At 36.2% G+C, this 14858-nt stretch carries 12 protein-coding genes; all 12 read right to left on the bottom strand.

The annotated features are described in order from the left end of the window. Positions 1-424 precede the first annotated feature (424 nt). Complete coding sequence (locus tag HHU12_RS04285) at positions 425-826, bottom strand: hypothetical protein (protein WP_169655337.1); 402 nt, start codon at positions 824-826, stop codon at positions 425-427. A 136-nt stretch (positions 827-962) separates the two neighbouring features. Continuing rightward, positions 963-2174, bottom strand: a complete 1212-nt coding sequence (locus tag HHU12_RS04280; RefSeq protein ID WP_169655335.1) for a DcaP family trimeric outer membrane transporter — start codon at positions 2172-2174, stop codon at positions 963-965. A 667-nt stretch (positions 2175-2841) separates the two neighbouring features. After that, positions 2842-4158: a metal-dependent hydrolase family protein gene (locus HHU12_RS04275; protein ID WP_205959775.1), complete on the bottom strand. Its 1317-nt coding sequence runs from the start codon at positions 4156-4158 to the stop codon at positions 2842-2844. A 210-nt stretch (positions 4159-4368) separates the two neighbouring features. Further along, on the bottom strand, positions 4369-5697 hold the full coding sequence (locus HHU12_RS04270) for a serine hydrolase domain-containing protein (RefSeq protein WP_169655333.1): 1329 nt from the start codon (positions 5695-5697) through the stop codon (positions 4369-4371). A 221-nt stretch (positions 5698-5918) separates the two neighbouring features. Beyond that, entirely contained in the window at positions 5919-7241 is a 1323-nt protein-coding gene (locus HHU12_RS04265; protein ID WP_169655331.1) for a serine hydrolase domain-containing protein, read from the bottom strand. A gap of 283 nt (positions 7242-7524) precedes the next feature. Continuing rightward, on the bottom strand, positions 7525-8175 hold the full coding sequence (locus HHU12_RS04260; protein ID WP_169655329.1) for a trimeric intracellular cation channel family protein: 651 nt from the start codon (positions 8173-8175) through the stop codon (positions 7525-7527). A gap of 127 nt (positions 8176-8302) precedes the next feature. Further along, positions 8303-8716 carry a MerC domain-containing protein gene (locus HHU12_RS04255; protein WP_169655327.1) on the bottom strand — a complete coding sequence of 138 codons (414 nt, stop codon included), beginning with the start codon at positions 8714-8716 and terminating at the stop codon, positions 8303-8305. A gap of 256 nt (positions 8717-8972) precedes the next feature. Beyond that, positions 8973-10034, bottom strand: a complete 1062-nt coding sequence (locus HHU12_RS04250) for a CobW family GTP-binding protein (RefSeq protein ID WP_169655325.1) — start codon at positions 10032-10034, stop codon at positions 8973-8975. Between the two features lie 4 nt (positions 10035-10038). Continuing rightward, complete coding sequence (locus HHU12_RS04245) at positions 10039-11694, bottom strand: amidohydrolase (RefSeq protein WP_169655323.1); 1656 nt, start codon at positions 11692-11694, stop codon at positions 10039-10041. A gap of 238 nt (positions 11695-11932) precedes the next feature. After that, a complete protein-coding gene (locus HHU12_RS04240) occupies positions 11933-12823 on the bottom strand; it encodes a serine hydrolase domain-containing protein (RefSeq protein WP_169655321.1) in 891 nt (296 codons plus the stop codon). 13 nt (positions 12824-12836) lie between these two features. Beyond that, on the bottom strand, positions 12837-13340 hold the full coding sequence (locus HHU12_RS04235; protein ID WP_169655319.1) for a hypothetical protein: 504 nt from the start codon (positions 13338-13340) through the stop codon (positions 12837-12839). A gap of 65 nt (positions 13341-13405) precedes the next feature. After that, on the bottom strand, positions 13406-14713 hold the full coding sequence (locus HHU12_RS04230) for a DcaP family trimeric outer membrane transporter (protein WP_169655317.1): 1308 nt from the start codon (positions 14711-14713) through the stop codon (positions 13406-13408). Between the last annotated feature and the right edge of the window lie 145 nt (positions 14714-14858).

The raw sequence follows: 14858 nt of genomic DNA, 5'->3' as shown, positions 1-14858 counted from the left end.
TGACTAAATGTAAAGAGGTTGATACCAGTGCGGTATCAACCTCTTTTTTATTATCAAAAACTCATTTCACTGTAAACTAAGTTTTCATCTACTTTCAAGCTTCCTTCTTCTTCATTTTTCCATTGATGAAAAACGAAGCAAAAAATCTAGGCTTAGAAGTCAAAAGCTAAATTCCATTCCTTTCGCCTAAATGATTTTAAACTCGCTAAAGCTCAAACAAGAAAATCATTTTTAACGGCTCAATACATGAAATTCTTAACGCTTTTCCCTTCAAGGCCGGGAATCGTACCACTAAAATAAAATGTTAGAAAGTTGACTGGCGCGAATGTTAAGCGATAGCGTCATTCGTGTCCTACAAATCATCAGAAATCTCCTGATTTCTAAAAACTACAAATAGCAAAAAACTTACTTTACACTGTGTTTTTTATTTTATAAATTGATTGGTTTCAAGATGAAGCACGCTTGCTTCAGAACCAAAGTAATCTCTAATGTTTAAATGAATTTGATCTAATGACTGCCCTAATTGTAATTCATTGAGAAGTTTCATATCCTTTGTCTCCTTCTCATCTGAAATTGTTGATTGCTCTAATCCCATTAAATCTTTTTTTAATAAATCTATTGATTCCATACTTCTCCAATCATTATGGTCGAATCCATTAATTGAATTAGAAAAACAAATATCTTTCACCAATTTAGATACATGATGATGACTTGTTTCTAAGGAAATTTCTTTGACTAAAGTCTTTTCTTTTGAAGGAAGAATATCTTGTGCATTGATATTGAAAATACTTACAGAAACTAGCAATGAGAAGAATAGCTTTTTCATTTTTATGAGATAATTAGATTGAAAATTTATTACTGTGATATGCAATGAGCATGTTACAAAGATCATGGTTTTGTTCATGAATCATTTATAAAAAAATGTCAGTCATTTGCATATTATTGTCAAATGTCGATTGATATTAAAAATCAAACTTGGTCATAAACTGCACTCTATTCGCTACACCAAAACTACTATTGGCTGTTCTCTGGGCTCCTCTCATGTATTCTATACCTGTTGAGAAATATTTTAAGGGTTGCCAAACTAAATTGACATGAGAAATACCTCCCGCTTTCAAAGCAAATGGATCTCTGGAATCTGGAATATCCATCAGCCAACCGTAAGCATACGAGAAGTTGGATGACCATTTTTCATTCCAGTGATGTGTATATCCTACTAGGGCCGAAAATGATTTCATAGCCACTAGTTCTCCTTCTTGTGTAAGTACTGCATTGGCATTACTTCCTATAAATGCTAAGATATTTTCACCTGAACCCACACCGTAGTTCACATTGAAAGACACTGAATTCTTTTTATCAATCTGTCTTCTACCTCCAAAAATCACATCCAATTGTGGCGTGGAAGCATTTTTACCTTCAGGGCCTCCCGTCCAATGCAGTTGAGCTGCACTTGCTCCGAAAAATAGTTTTGTATTGTTTTTACTATAAATAAATTTCATGGAGACTAATGGAAGTTGGGCTTGAGCCACACCATTTAAAGTATTTGGATTTTCTATCCCCATGTTTTCAAGGTATTCAATACTTGCACCGAAAAGCCAATTTTTGTTGATATTGGTCTCATATCTGATCTGATTAGATCTACCACCAAACAAGGCATCGCCAGCAGCAAAATCTATAATAAAGGGAAGTGTTTCTAAGAAAGTAAGGTTGGTCCATGTTTGTCCAAATGTGAATCCTCCTACTTTGATATAAGCATGTCTAATTCTAAACTGATTTCCTACTGAAGAGAAGAAATCGCCTTCAAAAAACATCTGTACAGGCGTATTATTGACTTTGCTCCTGACGTCCAGGTTAATTCTTGTTTCCTTGGAGAAAAAGCTCACATAACCCGTACTTCCATAATCCGCCTCTCCTTGTACAGGAATGGTGGACATTAAAAACTGTGTTTTGTCTCTTGTTCCATTGACATCATAGACAAAATCGTTTTTCATATAACCCCCGATTTTCATTCTTACATTTCCTTTTCCAAACATGGGCCAAGACCCAATAAATGTAGAATCTTCAAGGGCTATTCCGTCTTTATTTTTGGTGATTTGGTCAGAAATAAAACCTTGTGCAAATAAATCCCCTGCCATCAATACTAACGCAAGGATGAATAGTTGTATAGTTTTCATAAAACAGCATTCAAAATAATTTTGTAATCAAGTTGTTGGAATATTAAAGAGGAATATCATTTATGATGAATACAGTTGTAGGGATATTACATTGCAACGTCCGCCTGACCACCATAAAAAACACAATACGATCCATTCTCTTCATTCCTTGTGTTTCGTGCACCATAGTTAAAACAATGGGCAAGTGATACTGCAACCTATCCAAGACTTAAGTCTTGAAGGTTGGAAACGAAGACAGCACTTTAGTGTTGGTGGAGTCAGTATCACCAGCCCATGACTTCAGCCATGGTGTACGATATGTTGTTCCTTTTTAATATCATATTGCAAAACTAGAAAGATTGCTACCCAATGATTTACACGGTCTTATTTATGAATGACACAAAAAGGTCAATTCAAATACTAAGGTTTAGTAATGAATTCACCTGGTGCCTAAAAGGAGCAATAGTTTTATTTTTGGGCTTTCTTCAACTTAACTTAATTCAAAAGAATATGAATGCTCTCTACTCTTTTGTTACTTCAAAATTAACCAATTGAAAAAGGTTTGAGTTATAAGATATCGGCAAGTAGTTGTATAAAATCGGCAACACTTATTCTATATCAAAAAAGGTATTACCTCATTACAAGATAATACCTTAATACAGTTGGTTTTAGTCCTAATTATGGTCGTTTATTTCACTAAGTTCTTAAAGATCTTTCCGTCTTTCATGATCAAATGAAGGTTATTTTCAGGGTCTTGAAGGATTTTAAAGTCTTCCAATGGATTACCGTCAATCAATAAAATGTCTGCTACTGCACCTTCTTCAATTACTCCTATTTTACCTGGACTGAAACGGTGAGACATTCCTAAGAGCTCACCTGACTTAGAAGTAGCTTGTTGAAGAATTTCAGCGTTGGTAAACCAGTCTTGTCTGAAGATAAACTCGTCATTTAAAGCATCTATTCTTGAAGGGTCAGTGATAATGTCTGTACCAAAACCAATTTTATCAAAACCTATCTTCTTTGCCGCTTTAAACATGTTGTCGATACCTGCATAAGCTTGTCTGTGCTTGTTGGCTTGATCCTCTGTGTAACCATGAGGAATGAATGTATAAACACCTACTTGAGCAGATAGCCATACATCATTATCTTTCATCAATTGTAACGTTTCTTCATCTACCAAATTGGCATGCTCGATACTTTTCACGCCACATTCAATGGCTCTTCTGATCCCATCATTATTATAGACATGGGCCATCACATACGTATTGTAGTCACCTGCTGCTTGAACAGCTGCTTTGATTTCCTCAGGTGTAAACTCCACAACATCTAACGGATCTGCATACGAACCTGTACCACCACCAACAGCGATTTTAATCTGATTGGCACCAAAACGAAGTTGTTCTCTCACCGCTTCTAATACTTTAGGCACACCATTTACGACAGCCATATCACCATACTCAACTAAAATATCATGATCTTCACTGATAATGGAAGAGTGATTTGATCCAAGGCAATGGTCTGCATGCCCTGCCGATTGTGAAATCATGGCTCCTGAAGCATAAATACGAGGACCTTCCACGATTCCTTTATCTATTGCTGTTTTAAGTGAAAAGGTATTTCCAGCGGCATCTCTTACGGAAGTCCAACCACTATACAAGTATTTTTTTGCTGTAGAGGTGGCTACATAAGCGAAGTACCTTGTGTCTGAGGTCAACAATTCGCCTGCTGACATTTGAAACATCAAGTGCTCATGTGTACCAATAAAACCTGGGCTGAGCGTTCTTCCATTCGCATTTATAACTTGTGCACCTTTGGGAGCTTTTATTTTTTTGGCGATTTTTTCAATTTTATTTCCTTTGACTAACACCGACATACCCATAGCAAGAGTGTCTGCTGTACCGTCAAAAATATTTGCATTTTCAATTAATACGGTCTGCTCTTCTTGAGAGAAGACATAATGATTGGCAACACAATATAACAATGTGATTAATATTAATTTTTTCATGATAATATAATTGAGTCTTTAAAAATGAGAATGTTAATTGCTTCTCTTCAACTGTCGGCTGATACTGATAGATTAAACCCTTCAAAGAAAGTTGTTTTAAAAGAGGCTCTACCTTGGTACGAATACCAAGATAAAAACCTCTAATGAGTACCCATTTTAATTTTCATCAAAATGAAATATTCATATCACCACAATCTTTTGTCCTAGTACTTATTCTACCTCTTCAAACAAACCAGAATTGGCAATCTGACGTGCGTATCTATGAATAGAATCATCTGGCACATTAGTAGAGAAGAATACAATCACTAAATCCTTTTTTGGAGAGACATAGATCCCTTGGCTTTGGATACCTGATTTCCAGAAATCCCCATCTTCCCAAACGCCATCCCACTGTCTTGCATTGGAGATCACATCGTCATCTCCAATACGATCTACAAACACAGAACCATCAAAACCATTTCTATAAAATTCTTTTGACCTTGTTCCATTCTGAATACGGCTGATGATTTCAGGAGAAACCACTTGCTCTGTAGCCGTTTTATTCCAACTTGGTGTATAGAGCATGCCCACTCTTGCCATATCACGAAGTCTACTGGATACAATACCGTGACCTATTGCTACACCATTTGGCGAAAGGTGTATGTTTAGGGTAGATTCTGCACCCATTTTTGAATAAATTCTTTGATCTACAAATTCTGCAAATGGTTTTCCTGAAACTGCCTCAACCAATAAAACTAGCATCTGTGTGTGCGGAGAGCCATATTCTAATTTCTCTCCTGCAGGATGTGTTTGTTTTGCTTCTTTTAATACATCTCTTACTTTTTCATTTTTACCATTGTAAGGCAAACCAAACTCAGCTAAGAACATTCTTGTTGTGATAGAGTTTGGATCTGAACGCGTCTCATCATTTCCCTCTGAATTAAGGCCAGTTGTCATGTCCATCACATCTTTCACTTTGACATTTCCATAACCTGTATGTTTAAAATCATGGACGTAATGCCCTATTGTTTTTTCCTGATCTATTTTTCCGTCTGAAATCAATAAGTCTACGGCAAGACCAGGAATAATCTTCGCTGCTGACATCCAAACGTGATGATCGTTTTCTGTCATTCCTTGATAGTTTTCAAAGACGATTTCACCTTTATGAACCACTAAGAAACCTTGTGCATAACTATGTGGATGCACCATAAAATCATTTAATGAAATCTCTCCAAAATGTTTGGTGTGAGCTTTGACCTCTCCCACCGCTGGATTAATATTTTTAACTAGTTCCATTTTGTGATTAGGCTCAAGTAATGCCGTATTGAATAATTCTGAAGTTCTTAATCCCCACCAAACGGCATCATCTCCACCTTTTAATAAATGAGGTAAACTGTAATTATCTCTAAATTTTTGAACTTGATGTTGTGTAAATCCATTAGAAAATTCTTTTATCGGAGTTCTGTAATCTCCTTCTGCTTCATGAACATTCGTTCCTTGTGCATTTACTTGTGACATTACGGATCCTGCTAACAATGTTGATAATAGTAATTTTTTCATTTTCCTTTTTGAAATAGTAATTTGATTGATTTTCAATGAGCGATCACTCAATGATCATGTTACAAATATCACTAGTTGCCACTTGAATTATTTACAAGATCTTTTCTACTGTTTACAAGATTTGAGCAATGTGATCAATTTGAAGTCATGATGACCGGAATAGAAAAAACGCCTCACCCCGAAAGGCAAGACGTTTAACTTATAATTAATCGTTTTCTTAATTATTCAAATAAACCAGAGTTGGCTACTTTACGCACAAAACGGTGTAAAGAGTGATCTTGAACGGCTGTTGACATATATACAATCACAAGATCTTTTGATGGAGAAACATACAAACCTTGCGTCTGCATTCCTCCTTTCCACATATCACCGTCAGGCCATAATACGTCCCACTGACGAGAGTTGCCTAAAAATGTAGGGTTGTTATTTTCTAGCCAATCAGAAAATACTGGACCATCTTCACCGGCCATCAAGAACTCATGTGATCTCATATCTTCATGGATACGAGTTAATGTTTCATCTGTTACAATTTGTTCTTCAGCTACTTTATCCCAACTTGGTGTATACAACATTCCGAAACGAGCCATATCACTCATTCTTGTACCGATAACACCATGTGAAAGTGCTACACCATCAGGAGTTGTTTGGACTTGCATTGGGCCTTCTACCCCCATTTTCGACCATACTTTTTTATCAAATGTTTCACTCCAACGTTCTCCTGTTACTGCTTCTACTAGAAACACTAATGCTTCAGTATGAGCAGATGCGTAAACAAACTTTTTCCCAGCTCCTTCACCAGGTTGAGCACTTGCTAAAACATCAATTAATTTTTCGACTTTACCATTATAAGGTTGACCAAATTCAGATAGATATAAACGGTGAGCATGAGCATCTGGCTGTGGACGTGTTTCTGCTGTATCATCTATATCAAGTCCTGAATCCATATGCATGATCTGCTTCACAGTTACATTTTCCCATGCTGTACCTTGAAATTCTTTCACATAATGCGAAATGGGAAGTGAATCATCGATTTTACCTTCGTTAATTAGAAGCTCGACTAACAGTGCTGCGGTAGGTTTCGCACATGACATCCAAGCATGTGAATCTGATGGTCGCATACCAGGGTAAGATTCATAAACTATTTTTCCTTTGTGGATAACCATATAACCTTGTGCTCTAAATTCTGGGTCCGCTAAGAATTCATCAAGTGTTTTTTTTCCTGAAAAGATTGTTTCTGCTTCAATAGCACCAATTTCAGGTCTTATATTTTTTTCCAATTCCATTGTTGGAATACGCCTTGGGATGATTGAAGTCGGTAAAAACTCTGAAGTCTTCATTTGAAAGTAAAGTGATTCATCTCCACCTTGAAGCCAGGTATTAAATGAGGTCGAAATAGCATGCTCTGCATAATCTTTTGGAAAACCGCTGACTACCTCTTTAATGGGCGTCATTTTGTTTTCTGCGTTTTGATCTTTTACATCTTGGGCATTTACTTGTAATAAAGTAGCGCCTGCTAACAATGATGATAATAATAGCTTTTTCATTTTGATAAATAGTATTTTGATTTATTGAGTATGTTTGGAATACCTGTTTTAAAAGTGAAAATTTTCCATTTTAGGTTGTGAGGAAATTAATTTCTGAGAAAATAGTGGTTCTATAGTTGATGAAATTAATAAACTCACGTTCTAAAAGGGTGGGTTTTCACTAAAAGAGGTGTTTCAATCATGCTCTGAGTTGCGAGCTGTATGCCCACTGATTATGTTACAAATGTCACATGTTTTACATCAAACTATTTACACAAAAGAATAAGCTATTGACACATTTTGATCAATTAGAGAAAATACCTCTTTTTTGCGTCAGCATCCACTTTGGAACGTGTAATTTCCAATGAATAGCCGCAGCACGGATAAAGAAAGTGAGTGTTGCACACAATGTTCCAAGCAATTTCACTTTCTCTGGAAACACCTGAATCATTATTAAGTAAAGGATTACTCCAAAGGTCAAAGGCAGTGCGTAAAGTTCTTTCTTTAATAATAGTGTTGTATTCCCTGCCAAAACATCTCTGGTGATACCGCCTCCAATCGCTGTAATCAAACCTAATAATACTGGTCCTACTGGCAATGCAAAGTCCAAATCCAACGCTTTATCTGCTCCTTGAATCACAAACATGGCAATGCCGATGCCATCCAAATAGAGCATTAGGGCATATATATTTTTTCTAGACATCAATTGATTACCATAAAAAGCAACTATACTTGAGGCAATTGCCACCCATATATAATTAAGGTCTGATGCCCAAAAGACAGGCACTCCCAAAATCATATCTCTGATGGTTCCTCCACCAACAGCAGTGACAATACCCATTACGATAGCACCGAATAAATCAATTTGTTTTGGAATAACCGCCAAGACTGCCGTCACTGCAAATGCAACAGTTCCGAGCATACCAAGTGTATAGTAAATATCTAAATTGTTCATAGTTTTATTTTCTTGATGAGATTGATTGATATACAAAGATGCTTTGTTTCTCAGCGAACTATTTACAAGAAATCTCCATGCGGTTGTATGATTTGGGCAAAATGAACCAAAGGGACATACACCACTATTAATGAGCACATTTTTTCAGATTCACTGTATGCATTCCTATCAGAGAGAAAGACATGAGATAAGAAAGGTAAGTCAAACCAACAGGTTCAAAACCCATATACTTTGAAAGCATACAAAAACTATAAACTATATATGTTGCCCACATCAGCTTATTTTGAAATTCTTCATCAGTAGATTTTAATGTGGAAAAATATACTGCAATGCCACTAACCACCACCATTGATAAATCGATCATTCCCCATACATCTAAAGTATGATGATGTGCGTGTCCATGATGATGGGATGCATTTGACATCATCGTACTACCTATCATCAAGCCTGAAGTGATAATACAATGGATTAAACATATAAATGAGCCTGTAATGCCTATTTGGTCTGTGTATCTATAAAATTCTTTTTTTAGGGTATTCATATTTTAAATAGATTAAATGAGATGGAAAGTGAGAGTAAAAGAAAAGCCCATCAGATGAAAAAGTAACTCTCTATCTAATGAGCATTTTCATTACTACTATTATCAAACTATTGCTTCTCTTAGAGCATATTTGGAATATATATTTTAGAAGTGAAAATTTTCCATTTTAGGTTGTGAGGAAATTAATTTCAGAGAAAATAGTGATTCTATTGTTGATGAAATTAATAAACTCACGTTCTGAAAGGGGGAATTTTCACTAAAAAATATGTTTCAAACATGCTCTTAAACTCTTTTCTAATTGCTCCTTGTCCAAGGTTCCTTTGTTGGCAATAAATACCAATTGGGAAATAGGCTTTTCATTTCCCCACTGTTCATCACTTTTTAATGACCAGCGTTTACTCACTCTTTGATAGATCATTTTTTTATCCAAATCACTATCTATTTGCAAAATTCCTTTTGCTCTGATGATATGAGCAGGTAAATTCTTTATAAACGCATTGATCTTTTCTTCCTTAAAGGGTTGGTCGAATGAAAAACTAACGCTCTCAAATGTGTGTTTATGATTCGTTTTTTTGATGGCTTTTGCTTTTTCATCTTCCAAATCATGATCTGCTTCAACGCCCAATATCACATCAGTAGGCACATCACCTTCCACTGTTTCCAAAACAGCTTTATTGGGTTGATGCTTTGCGATCCATTGATTGATTTTTTGTTTTTCCTCTTCAGAAACTAAATCTGTTTTACCAATGGAAATGATATCTGCTGAAGTTAGTTGATTGATGAATAATTGTTGACTTGATTCATCTTCCAAACGTTCAAAAAACGTCTCCGCATCTACCAAAGTAATAATCCCATCCAATCGAATTGCTTTATTTGACAAAACGATTTGTGCTATAGAACCCGGTTCTGCTACACCACTACATTCAAGAATAATGGCATCAGGTTGTTCTTCTTTTTCAGAAATGTCGATTAATGTTTTCGTTAAATCGCTTGATACCGCACAACATGCACAACCGTTGGTCAAGCTAATCATATCATCTGTTTGCGATTCTACCATTGTAGCGTCAATGTTGATTTTTCCGAAGTCATTGACCAAAACGGTAATCTTTCTACCTCCTGGATTTTGAAGGATATGATTTAGCATGGTTGTTTTTCCTGCTCCAAGAAAACCTCCTAAAATGGTAAGAGGAATTGTTTTTACAGGAATTGTATTTTTATTTCTCAATGCCATAGCGGCAAATATTAACCCCGACATTGTTTGTCTTGCATCCAAAGCTTGATCCAATGGATTCATCGTTGTTTTTTTAATCGAATTCATCTTACTAGCATTTATTGATTTTACCACCTAATACTGTACCCCAGATTGGAATATCCTTGATTTCTTCAGGTTCAACTTCCATAGGATCTTGATCCAATACCGTAAAGTCCGCCATTTTTCCTTGTTCAAGGCTACCAATTTTATCTTCCAACCCTAAGATGTAAGCAGCATCAATCGTCACGGCACGTAATGCTCTTTCTACACCAATTCTTTCGTGTTCTGCTACTACTGTTTTTCCATCTTCAGCAATTCTTGTGACTGCAGCATACACTGCTGTTAGTGGATGCATTGGTACTACTACTTGTGGATAATCTGAATGCAAAGCGAAGATAACTCCTTCTCTTTCTAATGATCCAAGACGTGCTTCTCTTTGTGCTCTATCAGGACCGTATGCATGTTCAGAATGCAATAATGATCTAAAGTGTGAGAAGTAGTTATTGACACTTGCCAAGCCTCCTAATGCTTTCAATCTTCTTGCCTGCATTGGGTTACTAATCGCATAATGTTCTATGGTAAATCTATGATCAAAACGCGGATGAACTTCCTGTAATTTAGCTAGCATATCTAGAGAATTATCTAAAGCCAAATCGCCGTTTGCATGACAGTGAATTTGAAAACCAGCTTTCCAATAAGGAAGCATTTCTTTGAAAGAAGCATCTCCATCTACACCATTTCCTCCATCTAAATAACCTGGGAAATTGACTTGAGATCCCATCAACGGGAAAGATCCATCGCTCAAGAATTTTACTCCTCTGAAAAATAATTTATCCGTTTCATATTGCTTCAAGCCTTTTACAAACTCAGGGGCTTTATCTCCATGCGTTAAGGTCATCGTCATTGCGTGTGGAGTTAATAACATACGGATTGGAAAGTCAGGATCATTAGTCGCATTGACATGGTCCTTTAATTCTTCATCATAATTCAAAACACCAAACATCAAATCGGCAATAGTAGTGATCCCTGCACGGTGACCAATTCCACTCATAAACTTCAAACCTTTTTCTCCTCCCAATTCTGAGATGACCTCAATAATTGGTGCGATGGCTAATTTAGCTCCATCAGATTCTAAGAAAACGCCTTTCAAATCACCATTTTCTTCTCTTAAAATATGGGGAGATTGTAAGCCTTCTGGAATATTTGCCATCTCAATGGCAGGGGAATTTAAATAAGCAAAGTGAGGAGCAAAACCAATCACAAAGATGGGACGAGTAGAAGATATAGCATCCAAAACTTTACGGTCTAAACTTCCACCTTGATTGGCGGGATCAAAACCCCAAGCAATAATAGGTTCGTTTGGATCTTCCTTCTTCGCATCAATCTCTTTTAAATATTCAATCACATCTTCATAATGAGGATGAGGTGGATTGATACCATTCAAACCTGGCCAAGGAAGGGGACCAATATAATCTAATCCTAGAAAACCTGCTGACATCCAACAGTGAGAATGTGGTTCAATTAAACCAGGAAGAATAATTTTATCTTTTAATGTATCGTTATAAGTAACATCATACCTGTCTAACCAAGGCTTCATAAATTCTAATGTACCTATTGATAATATTTTTCCATCAAGGACTGCTATTGCTTCCGCTTCTGGATTTCCTTGATCCATGGTACGAATTTTTTTAGCAGTGAAAACAGTAACTTTTTTTAGATTTTTCATTTTGATTGAATATTAATAGTATGATAATTCAAAGAAGTGTTAGTGTACTTCTTTGCTTAATAGCTTATGATACAAAGGTCATGGTTTTTAGAAGGAATGATATACAAGATCTAAGCAAGCGTATACAAGATTTCGGCAGATTGAATTTAGAATTATACAAAAAAAGCCCATCAAAATCAGTCCGTAGACCTCTCCTAATGAGCCAATTACTATCCTATTTACTACATCTATTTTTTTCTTATTGATCAGCTGCTTTTTTCGCCACTGCACGCATAAAACCTGGAGCTTTATCTGATCTTTCATTAGGTGTGTTTGAAAATACAAACGCTACGAAATCTCTGTCAGCATCTACATAAATACCTTGGTGCATGTTACCGTGTTTGAACATCGCTCCGTCAGCCCAAACGTGATCCCATTGTGCAGAGTTTCTCTCACCTTTCTCTCCAGTCCACTCTAAACTGTAGGCTTCTTCCTCACATCCTTGATAAGCTTTTGGATCACCTAAAGTTCTGATTCTTTCTAGAATCTCTGGAGTGATTACTCTTTTATCAGATACCACATTCCAACTAGGTGTATACATCATAGCGTATTTCAAGGCATCTTCAATTGTAGTGTTGACTAATCCACCACCTACTGCATGGTAATCGGAAGCTAATCCCACCATAAACTGATTATGAACACCTACTTGGGACCAAATTTTTTCATTGAATACATCTTTGTAAGCTTGACCAGTCGCACTTTCTATCGCCAATACTAAAGCTTGTGTAATCGCTGTAGAATAACGGAAGCGATCACCTGGCTCTTCACCTTCAATTGGTTTTACTCTACGCATCACCTCAATCCAACCGTCACCAGTTCCTTCAATATCGAATAGAGAAGCAAAATACTGTTCAATCCAGCTATTAGGATCAGAGAACGCCGCAGTTGTTTCTTCCAAGTCCAAACCTGAAGCCATGTTCAAAGCATTTTTTACAGATACTTTATCCCAAGCTGTTCCGGCTAATTCTTTTGCGTAATAAGTAATTGGTTTTTCAAGATCCAATTTTCCTTCACTTTCCAACAAGATCGCCAAAGTACCTACCGTTGTTTTTGAAGCGGACATCCATACATGATAATCTGTTGGTTTCATACCGGGATAAGCTTCAAAAAGTTACTTTCCCTTTATGGGCCATGATGATCCCTTGTACTCTATTGTAATCATCATTCAAGTATTCATTTAAAGTAGGAGTTTCAGATCCGTCTTCTAAAGTGAATTTTGTATTTCCTAAATCAGCATCAATATTACGTTCCAAATGACGCTCTTCATGTGTAGGCATTGCAATATCTACATTGATAAACTCAGGGATATTCATATTGATATACACCGATTGATCACCTGCCGCTTGCCAATTGGGAGTACTGAAGTTTTTATGTGTTTCTCTGATAAAATCTAATGGAAAACCTTCTTTTACTTTAGAGATTGGAGTAGTAACTTCTGTAATTTTACTAATATATTTTTCCGATTTTGGAACAGTTACTTCATATTCTTCTTGAGCGTTTGAAGTAGTACAATTTGTATTGAACATCATGCTGATTGGCAATAAGATGGATGAAAATTTAATGATTTGTTTTTTAGCTGTTGAGAAACGTTTTGTTTGATTTTTCATTTTCTTTTAGTTACAAGAAATCGGAAATCGTTTTCAATACTCATTTTTAGCATCAATTATTGTCTTTAAGGAATTCTGAATCTTGTCATAAACTGAAGACGATTCGCCTGACCGTATCTTCCATCTTTTACAACATGAAGACCATGGATATATTCCATACCAAATGATACATTCTTATAAGGCATCCAAACTAAATTGGCGTGAAAAGTTCCTCCATGTTGAGTAGTTTCATCCAATTGATAATCTACGGTATTCAACTTTGCGTAATAAGCCGCTACTGTTGTATTTAAGCTTTTTGTCCAATAGTGATTATAACCGATATATGCTTGATGGGCATTGAGTAATTCTAGTTGATTGTCTGAAATCACACCATCACTTGGCGAAAATTCTAAGAATAGAATTCTATGTCCTACACCCTTACCTGTTGAGGCTCCAAACATTAATGCATTACGTTCTTTTTTATCCAATACAAATCGACCTGTCAGGTTGATACCGTAACCATACGCTTTTTTAGTGGGGCCATATTGACCACCTTGCCAATGATGTTGGAAGAAATCAGCACCTAATTGCATGTGGGAAAACTTATTGATAGACCATCTCACATTACCTGCAAAAGTGGGCATATTTGATCGTGCAATACCATCCAATTCATAGGGATTATCGATTGCACTTTTTGGACCTTCCATACCCACTGTATAGGTTAAGTTCTTTGTAATATTATCTGTCCAACGAATTTGAACCACACGGTCACCATAAGTACCATCACCTCCTCCAAAGTCAATAATACCTGGCAATGCACTCAAATCAGCATTAATTGACCATGTCTGACCGGCAAGGATATTACCAAATACACCATAGGCATGACGTAAACGTGGCTGACGGAATAATGAGGGGTTGTCCTCAAAGAAGTCAAATTCAATGAAAATTTGTAAAGGCATTTCCTTACCAGATCTTAGTCCTTTTACTACAGTTCTAAAATCGACATTGAACCTCGTTTCTTTTGCATGAAACATTGATTGTCCTTTAAGATAAGAATCTGGAGTTCCTGCAATTGGAATTGTCGCACTTTCAAATTCGTAAGCTGAACCGATATAATTGAAATCTTGGATGTAATCCATCTTCACATAACCACCAAACTTGATTCTCGACTTCGAACCAAAAATGGGAATGGAATTAGGAAAAGCATCGTCAATTAATTCTTGTCCTACTAATTGTCTAGCATTCATCTGCTGAGGGGTAATAGCCCCTTTGACGCCCACTAGATCTTCTTTCTTTTCTTGTGCTAAGGTTTGAAAAGAAAGTAAACAGCAATTGATAATGATAAAGTATTGAGACAGACGCCTCCACTTCATAAAACTTGTAATCTTATTCATTATAGAAATTGAAATAGTTTGTAAACAGTAATTTTTGAGTCAAAACGAATAGATGAATAATAATTCATTTATATTACGTTCCGATCACATTACAAAGATCAGGGACTATTTTTTGAAAGATTTACAAGATTAGAGCAAGCGTATA

Source organism: Flammeovirga aprica JL-4 (genome assembly GCF_012844305.1).
In the GTDB taxonomy this organism is placed as follows: domain Bacteria; phylum Bacteroidota; class Bacteroidia; order Cytophagales; family Flammeovirgaceae; genus Flammeovirga; species Flammeovirga aprica.
The sequence above is the reverse complement of the archived record's forward strand: the minus strand, read 5'-3'. Positions and strand labels throughout refer to the sequence as shown.

Bases quoted from the DNA above. Each gene is read 5' to 3' on its own strand.
- HHU12_RS04285 (WP_169655337.1), bottom strand. From the start codon at position 826: ATGAAAAAGCTATTCTTCTCATTGCTAGTTTCTGTAAGTATTTTCAAT.
- HHU12_RS04280 (WP_169655335.1), bottom strand. From the start codon at position 2,174: ATGAAAACTATACAACTATTCATCCTTGCGTTAGTATTGATGGCAGGG.
- HHU12_RS04275 (WP_205959775.1), bottom strand. From the start codon at position 4,158: ATGAAAAAATTAATATTAATCACATTGTTATATTGTGTTGCCAATCAT.
- HHU12_RS04270 (WP_169655333.1), bottom strand. From the start codon at position 5,697: ATGAAAAAATTACTATTATCAACATTGTTAGCAGGATCCGTAATGTCA.
- HHU12_RS04265 (WP_169655331.1), bottom strand. From the start codon at position 7,241: ATGAAAAAGCTATTATTATCATCATTGTTAGCAGGCGCTACTTTATTA.
- HHU12_RS04260 (WP_169655329.1), bottom strand. From the start codon at position 8,175: ATGAACAATTTAGATATTTACTATACACTTGGTATGCTCGGAACTGTT.
- HHU12_RS04255 (WP_169655327.1), bottom strand. From the start codon at position 8,716: ATGAATACCCTAAAAAAAGAATTTTATAGATACACAGACCAAATAGGC.
- HHU12_RS04250 (WP_169655325.1), bottom strand. From the start codon at position 10,034: ATGAATTCGATTAAAAAAACAACGATGAATCCATTGGATCAAGCTTTG.
- HHU12_RS04245 (WP_169655323.1), bottom strand. From the start codon at position 11,694: ATGAAAAATCTAAAAAAAGTTACTGTTTTCACTGCTAAAAAAATTCGT.
- HHU12_RS04240 (WP_169655321.1), bottom strand. From the start codon at position 12,823: ATGAAACCAACAGATTATCATGTATGGATGTCCGCTTCAAAAACAACG.
- HHU12_RS04235 (WP_169655319.1), bottom strand. From the start codon at position 13,340: ATGAAAAATCAAACAAAACGTTTCTCAACAGCTAAAAAACAAATCATT.
- HHU12_RS04230 (WP_169655317.1), bottom strand. From the start codon at position 14,713: ATGAATAAGATTACAAGTTTTATGAAGTGGAGGCGTCTGTCTCAATAC.